Source organism: Glycocaulis sp. (assembly GCF_051859565.1).
Taxonomy (GTDB): Bacteria; Pseudomonadota; Alphaproteobacteria; order Caulobacterales; family Maricaulaceae; genus Glycocaulis.
The window spans coordinates 32731-53056 of sequence record NZ_JBHYFK010000004.1 but is presented as its reverse complement, the minus strand read 5'-3'; the positions used below and the strand labels follow the sequence as shown (position 1 = coordinate 53056).

Here is a 20326-nt window from a genome sequence, read left to right as displayed (position 1 = left end):
CCAACAACCGGGAGCCCGCCTGATGAAACCGCTTGCGATCCTTGTTTCGACCATCGCCTTGTCGTTCTCGTTGCCGGCTGCCTATGCGGCCATTCCCGCTGATCCGGCTGGCGGCGAGACGATCCAGTTCAATGTCTATCGCGGCAATTCCAGTTTCGGCACGCACGAGGTCCGCTTTCAACGCAACGGCGACGAGCTGATCGCAGAAGTGTCGGTTCGGCTGCGTGCGGGCTTCGGGCCGGTGACGGTGTTCCGCTATGAGCACGACTCGGTAGAGCGCTGGCGCGACGGGCAGCTGGTAGCGCTGGAAGGCGAGACGCTGAAAGACGGCAGCCGCTTCCCTGTCGAGGCCGTGCGCAATGGCGCAGGCATTGTGAGCGAGGGTGTCCTGCCGGAGGGGGAGCAGCACACCGCTGAACTCCCGGGCGACATCATCCCGTCCTCGCACTGGCGCGGCTACGAGGAAGATTTGCGCCGGATTCTCAACACCGAACATGGCGACGCGATGGAGGTCTCCATCACTGATATGGGGATGGAAGAGATCGAAGCTGATGGCGGCACCATTCAGGCCCGCCGCATCCGCCTGGAAGGCACGCTCACCGTCGACCTGTGGTATGACGAGAACGGTTTCTGGGCGGGGTGCGAGTTCGAGGCGCGCGGCCAGCGCATCCGCTATGTCCGGCAGGCCAATCCGGTCGCCTGATGCGCACCTTGCGGCTTGTCCTCGGCGATCAGCTGACGCGCGATTTGTCTGCCTTGCGGGGCGTTCAGCCTGACGATCTGATCCTGATGGCCGAGGTCAATGACGAGGCGTCATACGTCCCGCATCATCGCAAGAAGATCACCTTCCTGTTCTCGGCCATGCGCCATTTCGCGCAGAGCCTTCAAGAGGAGGGGCTGAGCGTCCGCTATGTGCGCCTTGATGACCCCAACAACTCCCATAGCCTTGAAGGCGAGGTGGCGCGCGCACTGGCCGACGAGAAGGGTCTGCAGCGTATTGTCCATACCGAGCCCGGTGAGTACCGGCTCATGGAGATCATGCGCGAATGGCCGGACAGGTTCGATGTCCCGGTCGAAATGCGCGCCGACGACCGTTTCATCTGCTCGCATGAGCGCTTCGCTCGCTGGGCCAGCGGCAAGCAGCGCCTGACCATGGAGTATTTCTACCGGGAGATGCGCCGGGAGACCGGCCTGCTGATGGATGGAGAGCAGCCTGAAGGCGGGCAGTGGAACTATGATGCGGAGAACCGCAAGGCTCTGCCGGCGGACACCAAACTGCCCCGCCGCCCATGGATCGAGCCCGACGCGATCACCCGGGAAGTCATGACTTTCGTCGAAGAGCGTTTCCCGGACGGATTTGGCGATATCGAGCCCTTTGGCTATGCGGTGACGCGCGAAGGTGCGCTGGAACAGCTGGGCTGGTTCATCGAGAATGCCTTGCCGGATTTCGGTGATTATCAGGATGCGTTGAAGGATGGAGAGGCCTTCCTCTACCATTCCGTCTTGTCGCTCTACCTCAATTGCGGCCTGCTGGACCCTCTGGAGGTGTGCCGCAAGGCGGAAGGCGCGTGGCAGGACGGCAAGGCACCGCTGAACGCTGTTGAGGGCTTCATCCGGCAGATAATTGGTTGGCGCGAATATGTGCGCGGCATCTACTGGCACTTCATGCCGGAATATCTGGAGCGCAACGCGCTGAACGCGCACCGGCCCTTGCCGGCGTTTTACTGGACCGCCGAAACGGATATGGCCTGCATCGCCGATGTGGTGAACACCACGCGCAAGCACGCCTACGCCCACCATATCCAACGCCTGATGGTCACCGGCAATTTCGCGCTTCTGGCCGGTATTGATCCCAAGGCCGTCAATGAATGGTATCTGGCCGTCTATGCCGATGCCTATGAGTGGGTGGAAGCACCCAACACGCACGGCATGGCGCTTTACGCCGATGGCGGTGTCATGGCCACAAAGCCCTATGCGGCGAGCGGCGCCTATATCGACCGGATGAGCGATCACTGCGGCAAGTGCCGCTATGAGGTGAAAGCCAAAACCGGCGAAAAAGCCTGTCCGTTCAATTATCTATACTGGAATTTCATGATGGAGAATGAGGCAAGGCTGAAGGGCAATCGCCGCCTCGGACCCATCCTCTCAAACCTCAACCGGTTCAGCGACGCCCGCCGCGAGGAGATACGCGGCGACGCCGTCCGTTTCTTCGAATCCATCGGCATCGCCCGCACACAAAGGAAAGCCTCATGACACCGCGCGCCATGAAACCGTCAGACGGCATCGCCTGGGTAACGGGCGGCAGTTCAGGCATTGGCGCGGCGCTGGCGAAGCGCCTGGCCAGCCAGGGCTGGACGGTCATTATCTCTTCCAGAAGCGCCGACAAGCTGGAGACGATCGCCGCAGAGCATTCCGGCAAGGGCCGCATCATCGCTCACGCGGTCGACCTGACCGACGCTGAAGGCGTGGAAGACGCGGTGAAGGCCATTGAAGCGGCGCACGGACCAATCGCGCTGGCCGTCCTGAACGCGGGAATCTACCTCTCCATCAACGCCGAAAACCCGTCTTTTGAGGACTACAAGAAAACGTTTGATGTGAATCTGTCGGGCACGGCGGCGTGCCTGTGCGCGCTGACCCCGCGCATGACGGAACGGCGGGCAGGGCAGATCGCCATAGTATCTTCGGCGACGTCCTTCGGCGGCATGCCGACCTCATCCGCCTACGGGGCCAGCAAGGCTGCGCTGGTAAATATGGCCGCATGCCTGCGCATCGAGCTGCACCGCTATGGCGTGCTATGTCAGGTCATCACGCCGGGCTTTGTGGAGACGCCCGCACAGGACGCCAACGCCTTCCCCAAACCCTTCATGGTCAGTGCGGAGGCGGCGGCAAAGCGCATCGCATCGGGCCTGAAAAGCAAGCGTTTCGAGATCACCTTCCCGCGCCGCTTTACGTGGGCGCTGAAAGCCATCTACGCGCTGCCATACAGCTGGTCTCTGGGGCTGGTGAGGAAGCAGACCGGCTGGGACAAGCCGGTGGATTAGCGCTCCAGCACGAACTGGCCGACATCAATGCGGCCGGTGCGGAAGCCCGCCTCGCAATAGGCGAGATAAAACTCCCACATGCGCCGGAAGCGCAGATCAAAGCCCATCGGCTCGATCTGCGGCCACGCAGCCTGGAAACGCTCCATCCAGTGGGCGAGCGTATCGGCATAGTCCACGCCGAACATCTCAGCCGTAACGGAGTTCAGCTCTGCCTTGGCGAACTCGCCATTCAGGCGCTCCACGCTTGGCAAGATGCCGCCGGGAAAGATATAGCGCTGAATGAAGTCCGTCCGCTTGCGGTAGCTGTCAAACAGGTCGTCGCGGATGGTGATGATCTGCAGCCCCGCCTTGCCGCCGGGCTGGAGGCACTCGCGCACCTTGGCAAAGTAGGACGGCCAATATTCTTCGCCGACCGCCTCGAACATCTCGATGGACGCTACGGCGTCATAGCGGCCGGTCTCGTCGCGATAGTCCTGCAGCTTGATCTCCACCCTGTCTGACAGGCCCGCGCGTTCCATGCGTTCAAGGGCGTAGTCGCGCTGGGAGGGCGAGAGGGTGAGGCAGGTCACACGCGCGCCGATCTCACCAGCGGCATACTCGGCAAACCCGCCCCAGCCGCAGCCGATTTCCAGCACATGCATGCCGGGCTCCAGCCCGATCAGGCGGGCAAGGTTGGCATACTTCTCCTTCTGCGCGGCCTCCAGCCCCAGATCCGGCGCGGTAAAGCGCGCGGCCGAATAGGTCATGGACGGGTCTAGCCACAGCTCATAGAAGGCATTGCCGAGATCGTAGTGCGCCTCGATATTCTTGCGGGCCTGCGCCTTGGTGTTGGCGCGCAGGCGGTGCCAGATCCAGTGCGCCATGCGGGTGAGGGGGCCGCCTTTCTCGATATTGTTTATTTTATCGAGGTTTGCGGAGAACACTTCCAGCACTGCTGCAAGGTCTGGCGTTGTCCATTGGCCCGCCATGTAGGATTCGGCAAAGCCGACATCGCCGCCTGCAAACACGCGGCGGACCATGGCGTAGTCCCGTACCTCCATTACCGCATCAGCGCCCGGCGCTTTGCCCTGAAAGCGCAGGCTGCGGCCATCTGGAAGCACGACGGTCAACGATCCGGTGCCAAACTTCAAAAGCAGGGCAAGGCCCGCCTTGAACAGGCGCGGTACGCCCTGCAGCCGGGCAATCGTGTCCCGGCACGCCTGAAGCGGGCGTGACGCGTCGAAACTGGAAAGAGCTGCATCGGTCATTCGGAGATACCTTCCGGCTGACTGCCGGTCCAATTCTACGCCTATTTGTGCTTACGCTCAAACTGTCCGGTTGGATGCCTCTGATCGGTCGATAATTGTATCGCCGGCAGGCGGCGGAGGGCGGCGGTGATAGCGCGCGCCTTTCACCAGAAGCCGTAGCGCTTCCCAGTGGATGGCGGAGATCGTTTTCAAGGTCGAAAAAGGCTGCAGCGCAAAGAGCTTGAGGAGATTTCCCGATGTTATCGGGCGCGCCGTTAGCTGCATGGTGGCGAGGAAGTCCTTGCCGGATGCCTCAACCTTGCTGACCACAAGCGAGAGCTGATCGTCGCCATCGCGCAAGGTGAAGTCATAGCGTCCCGACACCGGGAAGAAGGGCGAAACGTGGAACCGCTTCTGTGCGCTGTGCTTTTCGGGCATGCCGCCGGTGAGCGGTGCCACATAAGCGTGAGCATCACCGAACGTATTATGCACCTGGTAGATCACCGCGAGCGTGTTTCCGTCCGCATCGTCCGCCAGATAAAGCGAAATCGGGTTGAAGACGTAGCCCAGCACACGCGGTGAACATAAAAGCCGCACGCGCGACACGGCACAGTTCACACCCGCAGCGGCTAGCCGTGACACGGCCCACTCCTTAAGCGATGACCCATCGCGCGGGCCATGGTCACGCTGGCGGAAGCTGAACAGGTTGAAGCGCTCAACCGAAAACAGGCGCGAAAGGCGCCCCGCTGCCTCCAGCTGGTCTAGGTCCAGCATCATCATGGCGATGGAATAGCGGAAGCGATGCACGAAGGGCTGGGTGCGCTCGTGTACGGTATGTCCGAGGAAAAGCCGGGCAGGCGGCGTCATCATCACTCCGCGGGCAGGGCATGAACATCGGGCAGGGCGATGCCCGGCCGCTCACCCCATTCTCCGCCATTTACGTCCCCGTCGGCAAATGCCCACGGGATGGCACCGCCCAGACGCAAGGCCACCCGCAGGCCGGAACGCAGCCCGTCCTCGTGGAAGCCATATCCCAGCCAGGCGCCCGCGAACCATGTGTGGCGCACGCCCTGAACGCGGTTAAATATTCTCTGCGCGGCCAGGCCGGCGGGTGTGAATTGCGGATGGTCGTAGCTATAGCGTCCCAGCACCTTGGCCGGGTCTGGCTCACGCACGGGGTTCAGCGTCACCAGCATGGGCTGCGCCGGATTGATATGCTGCAGCCGGTTCATGTCATAAGTCACTGCAGCATTGCCCGTTTCCAGATCGCGCATATAGCACCATGCGGCGCGCGCGCCTTTGCGCCGGGGCAGGAAGCTTTCATCGCGGTGCAGTACGGCCGTGTTGGACGAATAGGGTATGGCGCCGAGCATTTCGCGCTCGTCCGCATCAGCGTCGCTCAGCAGGTCCAGTGCTTCATTGGTGTGGCAGGCCAGGATCACCTCGTCGAACCGCTCTGCATGGCCATCCGCATCAACAATGCGTACCCCGCCCGTGCGCAGCCGGGTGACACTGACTGCGCCAGTCCGGCGTTGCACACCAGAGGCTTCCATGTCGCGCCACAGTGCGTCGACATAGGTCTGGCTGCCGCCCGCCACCGTTTCCCATTTGGGGCGTTTCGCGTTGACCAGGCGATGGTTCCTGAAGAAGCGGACAAAGGCCTCCGCCGGGTAGGCGGCCATGTCGCTTTCACTGGCCGACCAGATCGCGGCGCCCATGGGCAGGAGATACTGTTCCCGGAAGCCAGGGCTGAACTCATAGAGGTCGAGATACTGGCCGAGAGACAGGCCGGTCAGAATTCCGCCCTCCAGATCTTCCACTGCCCGCGCATTAAAGCGCAACACATCACGCAGCATGCGGATGAAGGACGGACGCATCAGGTTGGAGGGCTGCGCAAACAGCCCGCCCAGCCCGTTCGATGACCACTCGCGCGCACCGTCCAGGCTGAACCCGAAGCTCATGTCGGTGTGGTGGGTTTCAATGCCCAGATGCGTGAACAGCGCCGTCAGGTTGGGGTAGTTTAGCCGGTTGAAGACGATGAAACCGGTATCAACGGCCGTTTTCTGCCCGGCGTGATCGACATGAGCCGTATTGGCATGGCCGCCAAGACGGTTTTCCTTCTCGTAAAGCACAACCTGATGCAGGCCACGCAGCGCCCAGGCCGCGCCGAGGCCAGCCACACCGGCGCCAATCACGGCAATCCGGGAGGGACGCATCAATATCGGGTCAATCGAGCTCATGCGGCATCCTTGAGGCTGGAAAAAGCGGCCAGTGCGCGTTCGCGAGCCAGCGCATGATCGACTATCGGTTTGGGGTAGTCACGGCCAAGCGCTATTCCGACGCGCGCCAGGACCTCTGACGGAGCCGTCCATGGCGCGTGGATATACTTGTCCGGCAGGTTCGTCAGTTCTGGCACCCATTCGCGGACATAGTGGCCGGCTTCGTCAAACTTCTCGCCCTGGGTCACCGGATTGAAGATACGGAAATAGGGCGCGGCGTCGGCGCCCGATCCGGCGACCCACTGCCAGCTGGCGGCGTTGTTGGCGAGGTCTGCGTCCACCAGCGTGTCCCAGAACCATTCCTCGCCCCGGCGCCAGTCGATCAGCAAATGCTTGGTCAGGAAGGAGGCAACGATCATGCGCACGCGGTTGTGCATCCAGCCAGTCTGCCATAGCTGGCGCATGCCCGCATCGACAATCGGATAACCTGTCTGTCCGCGGGCCCAGTATTGGAAAACCGTTTCATCAAAGTTCCACGGAAAGCCGTTGAACTTGGGCTGATAATTCGATTCCGGCAGATCATCGAAGTGAAAGAGAAGATTGTAGGAAAACTCGCGCCAGCCGATTTCTTTCAGAAAGGTCTCGCGGCCTTTTCCTGCGGGCACATGGCTGACCGCATGATGCCATATCTGGCGGGGGGAGATTTCACCAAAATGCAAATGAGGCGAGAGGCGCGACGTGCCTTCTGTTCCGGGGAGATTGCGGGCATCGGCATAGTCTCGCGCCGCATCTTCGCAGAAAGTTTCGAGCCTCGCCCGCGCGCCGCCTTCGCCCGGTGTCCAGACAGGGCCGAACCCTGTGGCCCAGTCCGGCGATGAGGGCAGCAGAGTCCAGCTTGAAAGCGCGTCGGAGTGCACGCCCTGCGACCCGTCGGTAACTGAAGACGGTGCAGGCAGGGGGGCGATGTCGTCACAATGCGGAGCCAGCGCCCGGAAATAGGGCGAGTAGACGCGGAACGGTCCGCCATCCTTCGTCTTCAGATTCCAGGGCTCGATCAGGAGGGCGCCGTTGAAAGTCTCCACTTCGCAGCCAGCCTGCTTGAGCTGGGTCTTGATGCCGGCGTCCCGTTCACGGGCGAACGGCTCGTAACAGCGATTCCAGAAAACTCTCTGTGCGCCAAGCTCGCTGGCTAGGCCGGTGACAATATCAAAGGCGTCGCCCCGGCGCAGCACGAGGCGTGCGCCAAGCTCTTCAAGGCTGGCAGAGAGTGCGGCGAGGCTGTGATGCAGCCACCAGCGAGATGCGCCGCCTCTGGCCCATTTTCCGGGTGTCTTGTCATCAAGCACGTACAGACAGATGACCGGCGCGCTACTCTGCGTGGCGGCAAGCAGGGCGGGGTTATCAGCAAGTCTGAGATCCTGACGGAACCAGCAGATGACGGGAGAACCAGCAGAATGACTTGAGGTGGACACGATAATGAAAGCCGCAGTGCAAGGATGACGGGAATACCTATGTCAGCTATTACGAAGGCAACCGGCGCGCGGATCAGCGAAAATCCGGTCGCGCTGCACCTGCAAGGAAAGACAGACCGCTAATGACTGCTCCCAACGCCGTTGTCACACTCGCTCGCGGCACCCTCCCGGCTTTCGAGATCGGCAATGCCCGTCCGCTAACCTTCATCGCCGGACCGTGCCAGCTGGAAAGCCGCCAGCACGGGCTGGAAGTGTCGGCCATGCTGAAGGAAATCGGCGAGCGGCTGGGCTGCCAGATCATCTACAAGACCTCGTTCGACAAGGCCAACCGCACCAGCGCGAACGCCCAGCGCGGGATCGGCCTTGAAGACTCTCTGCCGATATTTGCGGAAATCCGCGAGACCACCGGCCTGCCTGTCCTGACCGACATCCACACCGCAGAGCAATGCGCCATCGCGGCCCAGGCCGTCGATGTGCTGCAGATACCGGCATTCCTCTGCCGACAGACCGATCTGCTGATCGCGGCCGCGCAGACCGGCAAGGCGATCAATGTAAAGAAGGGCCAGTTTCTGGCTCCCTGGGACATGAAGAACGTGGTCGCCAAGATTACCGGGGCAGGCAATCCGAACGTGCTGGCCTGCGAACGCGGGGCGAGCTTTGGCTATAACACGCTGGTCTCTGACATGCGCGCTCTGCCGATCATGGCACAAATAGGCTGCCCTGTTGTTTTCGATGCGACGCATTCGGTGCAACAGCCCGGCGGGCAGGGCGCGTCGTCTGGCGGCCAGCGCGAGTTCGTGCCGTATCTCGCGCGTGCCGCCGTTTCCATCGGCGTTGCCGCCGTGTTCATGGAAACCCACCCCGATCCGGACAATGCGCCGTCTGATGGGCCCAACATGATACCGCTGAAGCATTTCGAGGCGATTGCAGCTGATTTGCTGGAGTTTGACCGCATGGCCAAAGCCAGCCCTGTGATGGCACTTTAGGGCGCGTCATGCAGCGTCAGGCCGCTTCACTCCTTCTGGGCTCCATAGCCGAAAAACGCGCGCTCGTTATTGGTGACGTGCTTCTGGATTCCTTCGTCTATGGCGAGGTGAAGCGCATTTCTCGCGAGGCCCCAGTGCCTATCCTGTCGGAAACCCGCCGGGAAATGATGCTCGGCGGCGCGGGCAATCTTGTGCGCAATCTCATCAGTCTGGGCGGTGAGGCAAGCGTTATCAGCGTCGCCGGAAATGATCCGCAGGGCGACGCGGTTGAAGGGCTTCTGACCGATTGCGGAACGCATGGCTGCACCCTGATCCGCCAGCCCGGCCGGAGCACACCAACCAAAACCCGATACGTGTCTGGCAGCCAGCAGATGTTCTGCGTGGATTTTGATCCCGGCGCGGCCATCAGTGCCGATACGGCCAAGGCTGTCATCGCAGCCGTCACTGGTGCTCTGGACCGCGCAGACGTCGTGATCCTGTCTGATTACGGCCGGGGGATGCTGACGCGCGCGGTGTGCGCTGAAGTCATCAGGCTGGCAAAAGCGGCTGGCAAGCCGGTCTGTGTGGATCCGCGCGGTGATGACTATACCCGCTATGACGGCGCTTACCTTATCAAGCCGAACGCGCAGGAACTCGCTGGCGAAGTTGCCATGCCCGTTGGTTCGGATGCCGAAGTTGAGGCGGCGCTTGCGGCACTGAAGGCCCGGCTTGGCTCAACCCCGGCGGTTGTCGTGACCCGCGGCGCCAAGGGCATGAGCTTTATCGAAAACGGCGAGGTCCATCACCATCGCGCCCGCCCGCGCTCCGTCTATGATGTGTCAGGCGCTGGCGACACCGCTCTGGCAGCCCTCTCGCTGGGCGTAGCGGCGCGTCTGCCGCTCGCGGACACGATCGCTCTGGCAGACCTGGCGGCCGGTACAGCCGTCGGCAAGACAGGTACGGCGACCGTGTCTCCCGAAGAATTGCTCGACAGCGCGATACCCGGCGCAGGGGATGTCGATTGGCGGGTGCTGTCGCGGCCACAGGCTGCTGCGACCGTTCAGTCCTGGCATCGCGACGGGCTGAAGGTCGGCTTCACCAATGGGTGTTTCGATATTCTCCACCCCGGTCATCTCGCCTCGCTGCGTCATGCGCGCTCGGTGTGTGACCGGCTGGTGGTGGGGCTGAACAGCGACGCGTCCGTGACGCGTCTGAAGGGCGAAGGGCGGCCCGTAAATCCGGCGGCTCACCGCGCAGCGATGCTCGCAGCGCTGGAGAGCGTAGACCGTGTGGTGGTGTTCGAGGAAGACACACCCGAAGCACTGATCCGCGCGATTGCGCCCGATGTGCTGGTGAAGGGAGCTGACTACAAACCCGACGACCTGCCCGGAGCCGATTTCATCAGATCGCGCGGCGGCGAGGTCGTGATCGCCCCGCTGCAGGCGGGTTTCTCCACGACCGCGCTCGTCGAAAAGATGAAAGCCGGCAAGACCCGCTAGTCGATCGGGCGCACCGGCACGGACCCGATTTCTTCGGCCTCTGGTAGTTCCGGTGCCCAGCGGCGTTCTTCTGCCAGCGTCGCAGCCAGGATGGCCGCGCGGCGCGTCACATCAGCCTCCAGATCAGCATAAAACAGGTTGAAGGGCGGCACGCGCCGCGTTTCCGCCAGCCTCGATGGCCGGCGCAGCGTCCGCGACCGTGGCTGATCCACGAACAAAAGCCCGTTCTGGCACTGCGCGCCGGTCTGGCTGGCCAGCGGGGAGGGGCGTTCGCCCAGTTCCAGCCCCTCGGCTGCCGCGCCGCCGCGATGCAGGCGGGCAGGCGCATAGTCCTCCGAGGTGTTCCACAATAGCGGGTTTACGCAGGCGAGCTCCCGGCCCGGCGTCTGTCCCAGCCGCCCGCGGTCAATCCATAGCGAGCTGCGCTCAGTGATCGCGTCTATGCGCGCCGCTTCATCAGCGCGGACGGCAGAGTAGGTGATAACACAGCGGACTGCGTCCGGTGCGGCGCAGAGCGGAATGTCTCGTAACGGACCGTCAAACAGATCGGCGGCAACAGGGGCTTCAATGATGTAGGCGGCCACCAGCCGTGCAACGAGGTCCTCGTCGCGCGACACAATGTCCAGCAGCAGGCCGGTTACATGACCTGCGCCCTGTCCGGCGCCCGCAAGGATGATGGGACGCTCATCACCTGCATCGGCGAGGAATTGCGTGAAGGCGGCGCGCACATCCTCATAGGCAAGAAGACGGGCCTGCAGGGAATCCTCCCGGTTATTCATGTAGGCATAGAGGGCAGCATGCCGGTAGCGCGGCGCGAACACCGCGCCTGTTTCCGCAAACGGACCGGCATAGTTTGGCAGGTAGAAGCGCTCGAGCCGCTCCCGGTGGCTGCGCCGGTCGAGAGCCGCATTCCAGTGATCGCCGCCCGTATGCAGGGTAGGGTGTACGAAGAACACCGCTGGCTCATCCTCATCCATCGCCGCCAGCATCGGCCGCACAGCCCAGCTTTCGCCTTGCGCGTAATCTGGGGCGGGCGGCGGCTCATAAGTCTGGAAGGGCACGCCGGGATCAAGGAAGGTCTGGTAAATCTGATCGCGCATGAGCCAGCTGGCCGCGAGTAGCAGCAAAAACATCCCCGTTCCCGTAAGGGCCAGAAGCCATGTGAGGGGACGGGCAGGCGCGCGCAAGTTCAGCATGGATCAGTACATACCCTTTTTGCCTGTGCTTACCGCCAGGCGCGCTGGCAGTCCCGTTACAAGTTTGCCATCATCGCGCCGGGCGGGGTAACCCCTTTTTGTGACAGGAGACGGATCTAGTGCTGCGCTGGCTTCGCAACAGTTTTCTCACGGGCATCGTGGTCGCAACGCCCGTGACCGTCACCATCTGGCTGATCTACATCTTCATCAGCTTTGTCGATTCCACGATCAAGCCGCTGATCCCGGAGCGCTATAATCCAGAGACTTACCTTCCCTTCGCGCTGCCGGGCATGGGGCTCATCATCGCCGTTCTGGGACTGACGCTTCTGGGTGCGCTTGCGGCCAATATTTTCGGGCGAAGCCTGCTGGCTATCGGCGAACGCATCGTCAACACGATGCCGTTGGTGCGTAATATATACGGCGCGCTGAAACAGCTGGTCGAGACGGTGCTGGGCGCCCAGAACAACGCCTTCAAGGAGGTGGTGCTGGTCGAATACCCCATGTCGGGCAGCTATGCCGTGGCCTTTGTGGCCTCCCACGGCAAGGGTGCTATCCGCCACCATGTCGGCAAAGGCAAAGAGGAGGTGATCGGGGTGTTCGTGCCGACGACCCCCAACCCCACCTCCGGCTTCCTGCTGTTCATCCCGCGCTCAAAGGCGATTTCGCTCGACATCACGATTGAGGAAGCCGCCAAGCTCATTATCTCTTTCGGGCTTGTGACGCCGGACAGATTGCCTGAAGGCGCCATGCCGGCAGGCGAGACGCTGGATCAGGCCGAGGCCGAAGCCAGAGCCCGCGAGGCGGCAGGCGAACCGCCCCGCCAGAGCGACTAGGCACTCGTTTTCCTCCCCCGTTCACGGCGGGGTGAGACGCGAAGCGTCGAACGGCAGCGCAGCTGACGGAGGGGGGGAATCTTTTCCCTTCAAAATCCCCCCTCGGTCCTTCGGGCGTTCGAAGCTTCGCGTCTCACCCCGCCCGCAGGCGGGGGAGAAAGCTATCTCAGGCCGACCGCATAAGCTTCACGCCCTCATCGCGCTCAAACAGGTACAGGAGGGTGCGCAGCGCTTCGCCCTTCTCGCCCTCAAACGGGTTTTCGCGCGCGGCGATGAGCTTGGCGTAATCGCTCGCCATGGGGAGCAGGCCCGCATGGGCGGCAAGGTCGGCAAAGCGGTAGTCCGGCAGGCCGGACTGGCGCAGGCCCAGCGGATCGCCAGACCCGCGCAGCTTCCAGTCCTCCTCGGCGATAAAGAAGCCGTCATCGCTCTCGCGCATCACCTCAAGGCGGCGCTGCGCGGTCTCTCCAAGCTTGCCGTGATAGATCAGGAGGCAGGAGGAGGGCTTGTCGCCGCGCCCCACGCGGCCGCGCAGCTGGTGCAGCTGGGCAAGGCCGAAGCGCTCGGCATGCTCGATCACCATGATGGTGGCGTCCGGCGCATCGACGCCCACCTCGATCACCGTGGTAGCGACCAGTATATCGATCTCGCCATTCCGGAAGGCATTCGCGATGCGCTCCTTGTCGCGCGCTGGCATCCGCCCATGCAGGAGGCCGATGCGGGCGCGAAGCGAGTTGGAGAGCAGGTGGTAGCGCTCCTCTGCCGCTGCGAGGTCGGAGACATCGCTCTCCTCCACCAGCGGGCAGACCCAGTAGGCGCGCTCGCCCTTGGCTACCGCCCGGCCCAGACCTTCGATCACGTCGTCCAGCCGTTCGCCGGGAATAACGCGCGTGGTTGGCGGGATGCGCCCGGCGGGCTTCTCATCGAGGCGCGAGACATCCAGATCGCCATAAACGGCGAGGGTCAGCGTGCGCGGGATGGGCGTCGCGCTCATCACCAGCGTGTCGGGGGCGAGGCCCTTTTCGGCGAGGCGCTTACGGTCTGACACGCCAAAGCGGTGCTGCTCGTCAATCACGACGAGGCCCAGATCATGAAACTCCACCGCCTCCTGGAAGAGGGCATGGGTGCCGCACACCACATGAGCAGACCCGTCCGCGATTGCTCCGGCGATGTCGGCCCGCGCGCGGCCCTTGTCCCGGCCGGTCAGCGTGACTGTGCGAATGCCCGCCGCCGCCAGCAGGGGCGTCAGCACGGCGGCATGCTGGCGGGCGAGGATTTCGGTGGGCGCCATCAGCGCTGTCTGCACGCCCGCCTCTGCCGCATGGGCGGCGCACAGGGCCGCGACGAAGGTCTTGCCCGAGCCCACATCACCGTGGACGAGGCGCATCATGCGCGTCGCCGCTTCCATGTCGGTCTTTGCGGCCTCGAACGCCCGCATCTGCGCGCCCGTCGGCGTGAAGGGGGCAGCGGCGATGACGCCCTGCACCTTCTGACCAGATCCGGTGAGCGCGCGGCCCTTGCGGGCGCGGCGGCTGGCGCGGGCCAGCTTCAGGGCGAGTTGATGGGCCAATAGCTCATCAAACGCGAGGCGGGTGCGGGCAATACTGCCCGGTTCCAGATCAGCGGCGGAGCGCGGCGCATGCACGGCCTCGATAGCGGCCTTCCAGAGGGGCCAGGATGCGGCTTCGGGCATTTCGGCCCCGCACCACTCCGGCAGGTCAGGAACGCGCTCTAGCGCGGCCCTGACGGCCTTTCTGGCGGTGTTGGCGGTCAGCCCTGCGGTAAGCGGGTAGACGGGCTGGATGAGGTCATCCGTGCTGATTTCGCCGGGCTTTGCCACGAGGTCCGGATGGACGATCTGGATTTCAGAGCCGAACCGCTCCGCCTTGCCCGACACGATGCGCCGCTCACCGGGCGGCAAAGTGCGCATCAGATAGTCCTTGCGGGCGTGGAAGAAAACGAGATGGAGGAAGCCGCTCTCATCGCTCGCACGCACCTTGTAGGGCTGTCTCAGGGTTGCGCCCGGCACATGCGCCTCGATCATCACGTCCAGCGTGACAAGGCCGGACGCGCCGCCCTGACCGCACTCGGCAATAGTCACCCGCCGCGAACGGTCAATAATCCCGGTGGGCAGGGTGAAGACGGCGTCCTTCACCCGCCCGCCGCCAAACACCTTCTCCAGCAGCGCAGCCAGCTTCGGCCCGACACCGGAAAGGCTCGTCAGATCAGCAAACAGGGGAAAGAGGGACTCAGGGCGCATGGGGGCAGTTTCGCGCGGGGCGGGGGCTGAGGGAAGGGTGGATGCCGCATCATCGCCTTTGCTCTTCTCTTTCGTCGTTCCCGCGCAGGCGGGAACCCAGAGCCGTTTGCATGGACTTCGCTCTACGATCTCTGGATGCCCGCATGCGCGGGCATGACGAGGAGAAGGTGAGACAAAGCCCTCGTCCTGACGGGGCCGGACTGGCTCCCCGGCGCGAAGCGCCGCAAGCGCGACTGCGCGCCCGCGACTTTTCGCGGAACATCGCAACGCGGATGCGTTGCGGAACTAAGAAAGGGACTGGGCACCGGCTTTCGCCGGTGAAACGCGTCGGAGAGATGAAACCACCCTTTGCCTCTCCCCCGTCGCCCGCTATATCCCGCGCCATGAGTGATGATCCGTTTTCCGATCCGAACCCGTCCATCAACGACACCGACCGCAAGAAGCGCCTGACCTTCCGGGCCTGGCGGCGCGGCTTCAAGGAGGCCGACCTGATCATGGGCCGGTTTGCCGAGGCGCGCCTTGAGGGTCTGAGCCCGGCCGAGCTGGACGAGTTTGAGCGCCTGCTCGACGCGCCGGACACCGAGGTCTATGCGTGGATCACGGGCCGGGCGGAGACGCCGGCCAATTATGACGGCCCGGTGCTGGATGCGCTTAAAGGCTTCCGCCATGAGGCCATCGTGAGCGACGGTCCGGGCGGCAACTAACACGCGTTTCACCGGCGTTCGCCGGGAAAACGCAGGTAGAAGAACCAAACCCGCACGGGCCGCGAAAACGCCCATGCGGGCGATACCGCATTGATGGATGTGAAGAGATGACCGATCTGAACCGTATCGCCACCGCGCCGGAAACCCTCACCATTAGCGGTGTGCCGGAAGGCTATGACGCGCTGGTTTTCTGCGATGCGGCGCGCCTTCGGGGCGGAATCAATCTCTTCATCGCGTCGGACGAGGCGCGCGCGCTGGCGTTTGCTGAGGCTTGCGCCTTCTTCTGCCCGGACATTGCCCGCCTGCGCCTGCCGGCCTGGGACTGCCAGCCCTATGACCGGATCAGCCCCAGCCCGCGCACGGCGGCGCGCCGGGCAGGGGCGCTCCATCGCCTCGCCAACTGGGATGCCAGCAAGGACGGCACGCTGATCGTCATCGCCACGGTGAACGGCGTGCTGCAGCGCGTCGCGCCGCGCAGTGTCATGCAGGCGGCGGGGATCAGCGCCAAGCAGGGCGGTGTGGTCGAGGTCGAACGCCTGACGGCCTATTTCGCCGCCAATGGCTATACGCGCTCGGCCACTTTGTCGGAGCGCGGTGACTTTGCCGTGCGCGGCGGGGTGATCGATGTGTTCCCGGCGAGCGCGGAGGAGCCGGTACGGCTCGATTTCTTCGGCGATACGCTGGAATCGGTGCGGGCCTTTGACGTGGAGACGCAGCGCACCACCCGCCAGCTGAAAGGCGTGGAGTTCACGCCGGTCAGCGAGGTGCTGATCGATGAGGCGGCGATCTCGCGCTTCCGTTCGGGTTTCCTCAAACGCTTTGGCGGCGCGGTCTCTGGTGATCCGGTCTACGATTCGGTCAGCGCAGGCGCGCGCCCGCAAGGGGCCGAACACTGGCTGCCGCTCTTCCATGAGCGCATGGAGACGGTGTTCGATTATCTCGGAACGAGTGGCATCACCGCGCTGGATCCGCTGAGCAGCGATGCGGTTACCGAGCGCCTCGAACAGATCACCGACTATTATCAGGCCCGCCAGGACGCCGCGCAGGCGAGCACCGGCAAGGGCGCGTTCTCCGCGCCGGTCTACCGCGCGCTGGAGCCAGAGGCGCTCTATCTCACCGGCGATGAGTGGGAGGCGATGCTGAGCACACGCGCCACGCGCCGCCTCACCGCGCTGCACGAGCCGGGCGAGCATGTCGTCACCCTGCCGGGGCGGATCGGGCGCAGCTTCGCCGCCGAACGTCAGGCCGGACACAACGTGTTTGACGCCGCGCGCCAGCACATCGTCCAGCTTCGCCAGTCCGGCAAGCGCGTGATGGTGGCAGGCTGGACCGAGGGCGCGTCTGACCGTCTGGCCAGCGTGCTGGGTGAACACGGGCTTGCTCCCATTGCCATCGCGCGCGACTGGAACGCGGTGCAGGGCCTGCCCAAAAGCGCGATTGCCCGCGTCGTCCTGCCGCTGGAGCAGGGGTTCGAGACCGATACGCTGGCGGTCGTCGCCGAGCAGGACATTCTGGGCGACCGGCTGGCCCGCCGGGTGCGCAAGCGCAAGAATGCCGACTTCATCACCGAGGCGGGCAGCCTTTCGGCGGGTGATCTGGTGGTCCATTCCGATCACGGGCTGGGGCGCTATCTGGGCCTCAAAACGCTGACCGTGCAGGACGCGCCGCACGATTGTCTGGAGCTGGAATATGCCGGCGCGGCCAAGCTCTTCCTGCCCGTAGAAAATATCGAGCTGCTATCGCGCTACGGCAATGACAGCGAGACGGCGCAGCTGGACAAGCTGGGCGGTGTCGCCTGGCAGGCGCGCAAGGCGAAGGCCAAGAAGCGCCTGCGCGATATGGCCGACGAGCTGATACGCATCGCCGCAGAGCGCAATGCCCGCGAAGGCACGGTCATCGAGCCGCCAGCGGGCATTTATGACGAGTTTGCCGCCCGCTTCCCCTTTGCCGAGACCGAAGACCAGCTTTCGGCCATCGAGGATGTGTTCGAGGATCTCGCCCGTGGCCGGCCGATGGACCGGCTGATCTGCGGCGATGTTGGCTTTGGCAAGACCGAAGTGGCCTTGCGCGCGGCCTTCATCACCGCGATGAGCGGCAAGCAGGTGGCGGTGGTGGCGCCGACTACGCTGCTAGCCCGCCAGCACTTCAATACCTTCGTGGAGCGCTTCAAGGGCTGGCCGGTGAAGGTGCGCCAGCTCTCCCGGCTGGTCGGTGCGAAGGAAGCCGCCGAGACCCGCAAGGAGCTGGAGGAGGGGCGCTGCGAGATCGTGGTCGGTACCCACGCCCTGCTGGCCAAGACGATCACTTTCTCCGATCTCGGCCTGCTGGTGATCGACGAGGAGCAGCATTTCGGCGTGAAGCACAAGGAGCGCCTGAAAGAGCTGCGCACCGATGTGCACGTGCTGACCCTCACCGCCACACCAATCCCCCGCACCCTGCAACTGGCGATGAGCGGCATCCGCGATCTCTCCATCATCGCGACGCCGCCCGTGGATCGTCTGGCGGTGCGCACCTATGTCGCGCCGTTTGATCCGGTAACCGCGCGCGAGGCGCTGCTGCGCGAGAAATACCGGGGCGGGCAGAGCTTCTTCGTGGTGCCGCGTATTTCCGATCTGGAAGACACGGCCGAATTCCTGCGGGAAGCCGTGCCGGAGGTCAGCTTCGAGATAGCCCACGGCCAGATGGCGGCCACGGCGCTCGAAGACATCATGACCGCCTTCTACGAGGGCCGGTTCGATGTTCTGCTATCCACCACGATCGTGGAATCGGGCATTGACGTGCCGACGGCGAATACGCTGGTGGTTCACCGCGCCGACCGTTTCGGGCTGGCCCAGCTTTACCAGCTGCGCGGGCGGGTGGGCCGCTCCAAGGCGCGCGCCTATGCCTACCTCACCACCCCTGCGCGTGAGAAGATCACCGAAGGGGCGGAGAAGCGGCTGAAAGTGCTGCAATCGCTCGATAGCCTTGGCGCGGGCTTTACCCTCGCCAGCCACGATCTGGATTTGCGCGGCGGCGGCAATCTCTTGGGCGAGGAGCAATCGGGGCATATCCGCGATGTCGGCGTTGAGCTCTATCAGGCCATGCTGGAGGAGGCGGTTGCCTCGCTGAAAACGGACGGTCCGGCGCTGGACGAGGGCGACTGGTCACCGCAGATCAATACCGGCGCGGCCGTGCTGATACCGGACTACTACGTTCCTGATCTTGATGTGCGCATGGGGCTTTACCGGCGTTTGTCAAAGCTGGACACGAAGCAGGAGCGCGAAGCCTTCGCCGCCGAGCTGATCGACCGTTTCGGGCCTCTGCCGGACGAGGTGGAGAGCCTTTTACAGGTCGTCGCCATCAAGGCCCTGTGCAAGCGCGCTGGCATCGCCAAGCTCGATGCCGGGCCCAAGGGCGCGGTCGCGACCTTCCGCGATCATGCCTTTGCTGACCCGATGGCGCTGATCGAGCTGATGAACAAGCGGCCCGCCGACTACAAGCTGCGCCCCGACAATTCGATGGTGCTGCGTGGTGACTTCCCGGACGTGGGCGAGCGCCTCAAGGGCGTGCAACGTCTGATCGCTCCGATTGCTGATGCCGCATCCCGCGGGAAGGCAGCCGCCTAGACGGCTGCGACGGCGACGCGCTCCTGTTGCAGGCCGGCCAGTGCGCGGGCGACGAGGGTCTGGGCCTTGTCGCCAGCCCCGGCATCCGTCACCTCGTGGCGCAACACGATGCGGAACGGCGTTTGCGGGTCCTCGCCCTCGTAGGCCGTGCATTCGGCGATGGCGGCGACGCGTGCGGCGACCACTTGCGCGTCAGCAGCGCTGGTGCCGGGCAAAGCGAGATAGAAGGTGTCGGCTGAAAGACGCACGGCGAGATCCTCTGCCCGCACGCAATGGCGCAGCATGGAGGCAAACTGGTTCAGCGCACCCGAAGCATGGCGCCCTTCTGCCGGTCCTGCAGCACCGGGAACTGACGCCTTGAGGCCGATCAGGGCCAGCGGCAGTCCCTGCTTCTGTGCAAGGTCCGTCAGGCTGGAAAGGTGGCGCCGTCCAAACGTCTCGTTGAAGAGATCTGTCTCGCCATCAAGCACAGCCGGCACCCGGCAAGATTCCAGTAGCCCTTTCGACAGGCGTCTGCGCCTACGTTCATGAGCCAGCGCCAGAATGCGCGCAGCCAGATCATCCGCATCCAGCGATGCCGGAAGAATGTCTGATGCGCCGCGGGCAAACGCTTCATCTGCCGCCCGATACACCTCATCATGGCTGAGGAGCACTGTCGGGGTGTGATAAAGGCGCGTATTGCGCCGCATGGCCGAACACACCGTGTGGGCAATGTCCGGCTTCGGGCGCGTATTCAGCACCACTGCGTCAAACGCGCGTTCGTGAAGATAGTCGAATGCGTTGAATGTCGAAAACGCTGCTACGGCCTGGGCGTCAGCGCGTTCCAGCGCATGCTCCAGCCGCAGATAGGCCGGATCAGGCGGGCCGGCATAAAGAACCGAGATGGGGCCGCCTTTCTGTTCGGGCTTGTGAAGCAGATGGCCTGCATCTCCGAGGTCAGCCAATCGCAAGCTGGCTGTCTCCTCCAGCACGCCGAGGCGCAGGAGTGAGCGTACCCGCGCGGCAATCTGGATGGGATGAGCGGGCGGTACGACAACAGCGCTTGCGCCATCAAACATGCCGGCCAGCGAAATGATTGCGCGTGCTTGCAGGTTTGCCGCGCCCTCCAGCGGCTCCAGCGCTATGATCGCATCGGCCGGGTCTGCCTGCAGGGCAGGCGCCGCGCTGCAGGCGCTTGCGGCCCGCGCTGAAAAGCCCAGAGCGCCAAGCTCTCCGGCGAGCTCTCCGGCCGCTTCTGCGTTTCCGCAAACGAGTAATGTGACGGCACGCCCCATCGGTCCCCCGGGCCTGACAGAGCTGGCATTGT

At 63.9% G+C, this 20326-nt stretch carries 15 protein-coding genes; 8 read left to right on the top strand and 7 right to left on the bottom strand.

The genetic code is table 11. From position 1 onward, the window contains the following. The first annotated feature begins 22 nt into the window (after window positions 1-22). The 3 genes from ACTIGC_RS06845 to ACTIGC_RS06835 are packed head-to-tail and all read left to right on the top strand — an operon-like array spanning window position 23 to window position 3041. Window positions 23-703: a DUF6134 family protein gene (locus tag ACTIGC_RS06845; protein WP_439633702.1), complete on the top strand. Its 681-nt coding sequence runs from the start codon at window positions 23-25 to the stop codon at window positions 701-703. Beyond that, window positions 703-2253, top strand: coding sequence for a cryptochrome/photolyase family protein (locus tag ACTIGC_RS06840; RefSeq protein ID WP_439633701.1), 1551 nt, complete (start codon window positions 703-705; stop codon window positions 2251-2253). Before ACTIGC_RS06845 ends, ACTIGC_RS06840 begins: the two co-directional genes overlap by 1 nt. Then, window positions 2250-3041: an SDR family NAD(P)-dependent oxidoreductase gene (locus ACTIGC_RS06835; protein WP_439633700.1), complete on the top strand. Its 792-nt coding sequence runs from the start codon at window positions 2250-2252 to the stop codon at window positions 3039-3041. The genes ACTIGC_RS06840 and ACTIGC_RS06835 overlap by 4 nt, the downstream gene beginning before the upstream one ends. Here the strand turns inward: ACTIGC_RS06835 and ACTIGC_RS06830 are convergent. Genes ACTIGC_RS06830 through ACTIGC_RS06815 form a run of 4 tightly spaced genes read right to left on the bottom strand, consistent with a single transcriptional unit; the run spans window position 3038 to window position 7958 of the window. Continuing rightward, window positions 3038-4288 (bottom strand): class I SAM-dependent methyltransferase, encoded by a 1251-nt coding sequence (locus ACTIGC_RS06830; RefSeq protein ID WP_439633699.1) that lies wholly within the window; start codon window positions 4286-4288, stop codon window positions 3038-3040. The genes ACTIGC_RS06835 and ACTIGC_RS06830 overlap by 4 nt on opposite strands. A gap of 57 nt (window positions 4289-4345) precedes the next feature. Continuing rightward, window positions 4346-5137 (bottom strand): DUF1365 domain-containing protein, encoded by a 792-nt coding sequence (locus ACTIGC_RS06825; RefSeq protein WP_439633698.1) that lies wholly within the window; start codon window positions 5135-5137, stop codon window positions 4346-4348. Further along, complete coding sequence (locus ACTIGC_RS06820) at window positions 5137-6507, bottom strand: NAD(P)/FAD-dependent oxidoreductase (protein WP_439633697.1); 1371 nt, start codon at window positions 6505-6507, stop codon at window positions 5137-5139. The genes ACTIGC_RS06825 and ACTIGC_RS06820 overlap by 1 nt, the downstream gene beginning before the upstream one ends. Further along, window positions 6504-7958, bottom strand: a complete 1455-nt coding sequence (locus ACTIGC_RS06815) for a cryptochrome/photolyase family protein (RefSeq protein WP_439633696.1) — start codon at window positions 7956-7958, stop codon at window positions 6504-6506. Before ACTIGC_RS06815 ends, ACTIGC_RS06820 begins: the two co-directional genes overlap by 4 nt. Before the next feature lie 122 nt (window positions 7959-8080). Here ACTIGC_RS06815 and kdsA point away from each other — a divergent pair, with 122 nt between their 5' ends. Next, the gene (kdsA, locus tag ACTIGC_RS06810; RefSeq protein WP_439633695.1) at window positions 8081-8944 is read left to right on the top strand and encodes a 3-deoxy-8-phosphooctulonate synthase; all 864 of its coding nucleotides are present in this window, start codon (window positions 8081-8083) and stop codon (window positions 8942-8944) included. Between the two features lie 8 nt (window positions 8945-8952). Next, window positions 8953-10422, top strand: coding sequence for a D-glycero-beta-D-manno-heptose 1-phosphate adenylyltransferase (rfaE2, locus tag ACTIGC_RS06805; RefSeq protein ID WP_439633694.1), 1470 nt, complete (start codon window positions 8953-8955; stop codon window positions 10420-10422). Here the strand turns inward: rfaE2 and ACTIGC_RS06800 are convergent. Next, a complete protein-coding gene (locus ACTIGC_RS06800) occupies window positions 10419-11522 on the bottom strand; it encodes a DUF3089 domain-containing protein (RefSeq protein WP_439633693.1) in 1104 nt (367 codons plus the stop codon). The two genes, rfaE2 and ACTIGC_RS06800, sit on opposite strands and share 4 nt — an antisense overlap. A 215-nt stretch (window positions 11523-11737) precedes the next feature. Between ACTIGC_RS06800 and ACTIGC_RS06795 the strand changes: the two genes are divergently transcribed. Then, complete coding sequence (locus ACTIGC_RS06795; RefSeq protein ID WP_439633692.1) at window positions 11738-12451, top strand: DUF502 domain-containing protein; 714 nt, start codon at window positions 11738-11740, stop codon at window positions 12449-12451. Between the two features lie 166 nt (window positions 12452-12617). Here ACTIGC_RS06795 and recG read toward each other — a convergent pair whose 3' ends face one another. Continuing rightward, window positions 12618-14711 carry an ATP-dependent DNA helicase RecG gene (recG, locus tag ACTIGC_RS06790; RefSeq protein WP_439633691.1) on the bottom strand — a complete coding sequence of 698 codons (2094 nt, stop codon included), beginning with the start codon at window positions 14709-14711 and terminating at the stop codon, window positions 12618-12620. 383 nt (window positions 14712-15094) lie between these two features. On the opposite strand from recG, the gene ACTIGC_RS06785 reads away from it, so the two are divergent. Next, window positions 15095-15415 carry a succinate dehydrogenase assembly factor 2 gene (locus tag ACTIGC_RS06785; RefSeq protein ID WP_429911362.1) on the top strand — a complete coding sequence of 107 codons (321 nt, stop codon included), beginning with the start codon at window positions 15095-15097 and terminating at the stop codon, window positions 15413-15415. A 107-nt stretch (window positions 15416-15522) separates the two neighbouring features. Further along, entirely contained in the window at window positions 15523-19020 is a 3498-nt protein-coding gene (gene mfd / locus ACTIGC_RS06780) for a transcription-repair coupling factor (RefSeq protein ID WP_439633690.1), read from the top strand. Here the strand turns inward: mfd and ACTIGC_RS06775 are convergent. Continuing rightward, entirely contained in the window at window positions 19017-20294 is a 1278-nt protein-coding gene (locus tag ACTIGC_RS06775; RefSeq protein WP_439633689.1) for a diguanylate cyclase domain-containing protein, read from the bottom strand. The two genes, mfd and ACTIGC_RS06775, sit on opposite strands and share 4 nt — an antisense overlap. Window positions 20295-20326 lie beyond the last annotated feature (32 nt).

What these genes read in the sequence shown, in the direction of transcription:
- ACTIGC_RS06845 (WP_439633702.1), top strand. Translation starts at nt 23, where the DNA reads ATGAAACCGCTTGCGATCCTTGTTTCGACCATCGCCTTGTCGTTCTCG.
- ACTIGC_RS06840 (WP_439633701.1), top strand. Translation starts at nt 703, where the DNA reads ATGCGCACCTTGCGGCTTGTCCTCGGCGATCAGCTGACGCGCGATTTG.
- ACTIGC_RS06835 (WP_439633700.1), top strand. Translation starts at nt 2,250, where the DNA reads ATGACACCGCGCGCCATGAAACCGTCAGACGGCATCGCCTGGGTAACG.
- ACTIGC_RS06830 (WP_439633699.1), bottom strand. Translation starts at nt 4,288, where the DNA reads ATGACCGATGCAGCTCTTTCCAGTTTCGACGCGTCACGCCCGCTTCAG.
- ACTIGC_RS06825 (WP_439633698.1), bottom strand. Translation starts at nt 5,137, where the DNA reads ATGATGACGCCGCCTGCCCGGCTTTTCCTCGGACATACCGTACACGAG.
- ACTIGC_RS06820 (WP_439633697.1), bottom strand. Translation starts at nt 6,507, where the DNA reads ATGAGCTCGATTGACCCGATATTGATGCGTCCCTCCCGGATTGCCGTG.
- kdsA (WP_439633695.1), top strand. Translation starts at nt 8,081, where the DNA reads ATGACTGCTCCCAACGCCGTTGTCACACTCGCTCGCGGCACCCTCCCG.
- rfaE2 (WP_439633694.1), top strand. Translation starts at nt 8,953, where the DNA reads ATGCAGCGTCAGGCCGCTTCACTCCTTCTGGGCTCCATAGCCGAAAAA.
- ACTIGC_RS06800 (WP_439633693.1), bottom strand. Translation starts at nt 11,522, where the DNA reads ATGCGCGATCAGATTTACCAGACCTTCCTTGATCCCGGCGTGCCCTTC.
- recG (WP_439633691.1), bottom strand. Translation starts at nt 14,711, where the DNA reads ATGCGCCCTGAGTCCCTCTTTCCCCTGTTTGCTGATCTGACGAGCCTT.
- ACTIGC_RS06785 (WP_429911362.1), top strand. Translation starts at nt 15,095, where the DNA reads ATGAGTGATGATCCGTTTTCCGATCCGAACCCGTCCATCAACGACACC.
- mfd (WP_439633690.1), top strand. Translation starts at nt 15,523, where the DNA reads ATGACCGATCTGAACCGTATCGCCACCGCGCCGGAAACCCTCACCATT.
- ACTIGC_RS06775 (WP_439633689.1), bottom strand. Translation starts at nt 20,294, where the DNA reads ATGGGGCGTGCCGTCACATTACTCGTTTGCGGAAACGCAGAAGCGGCC.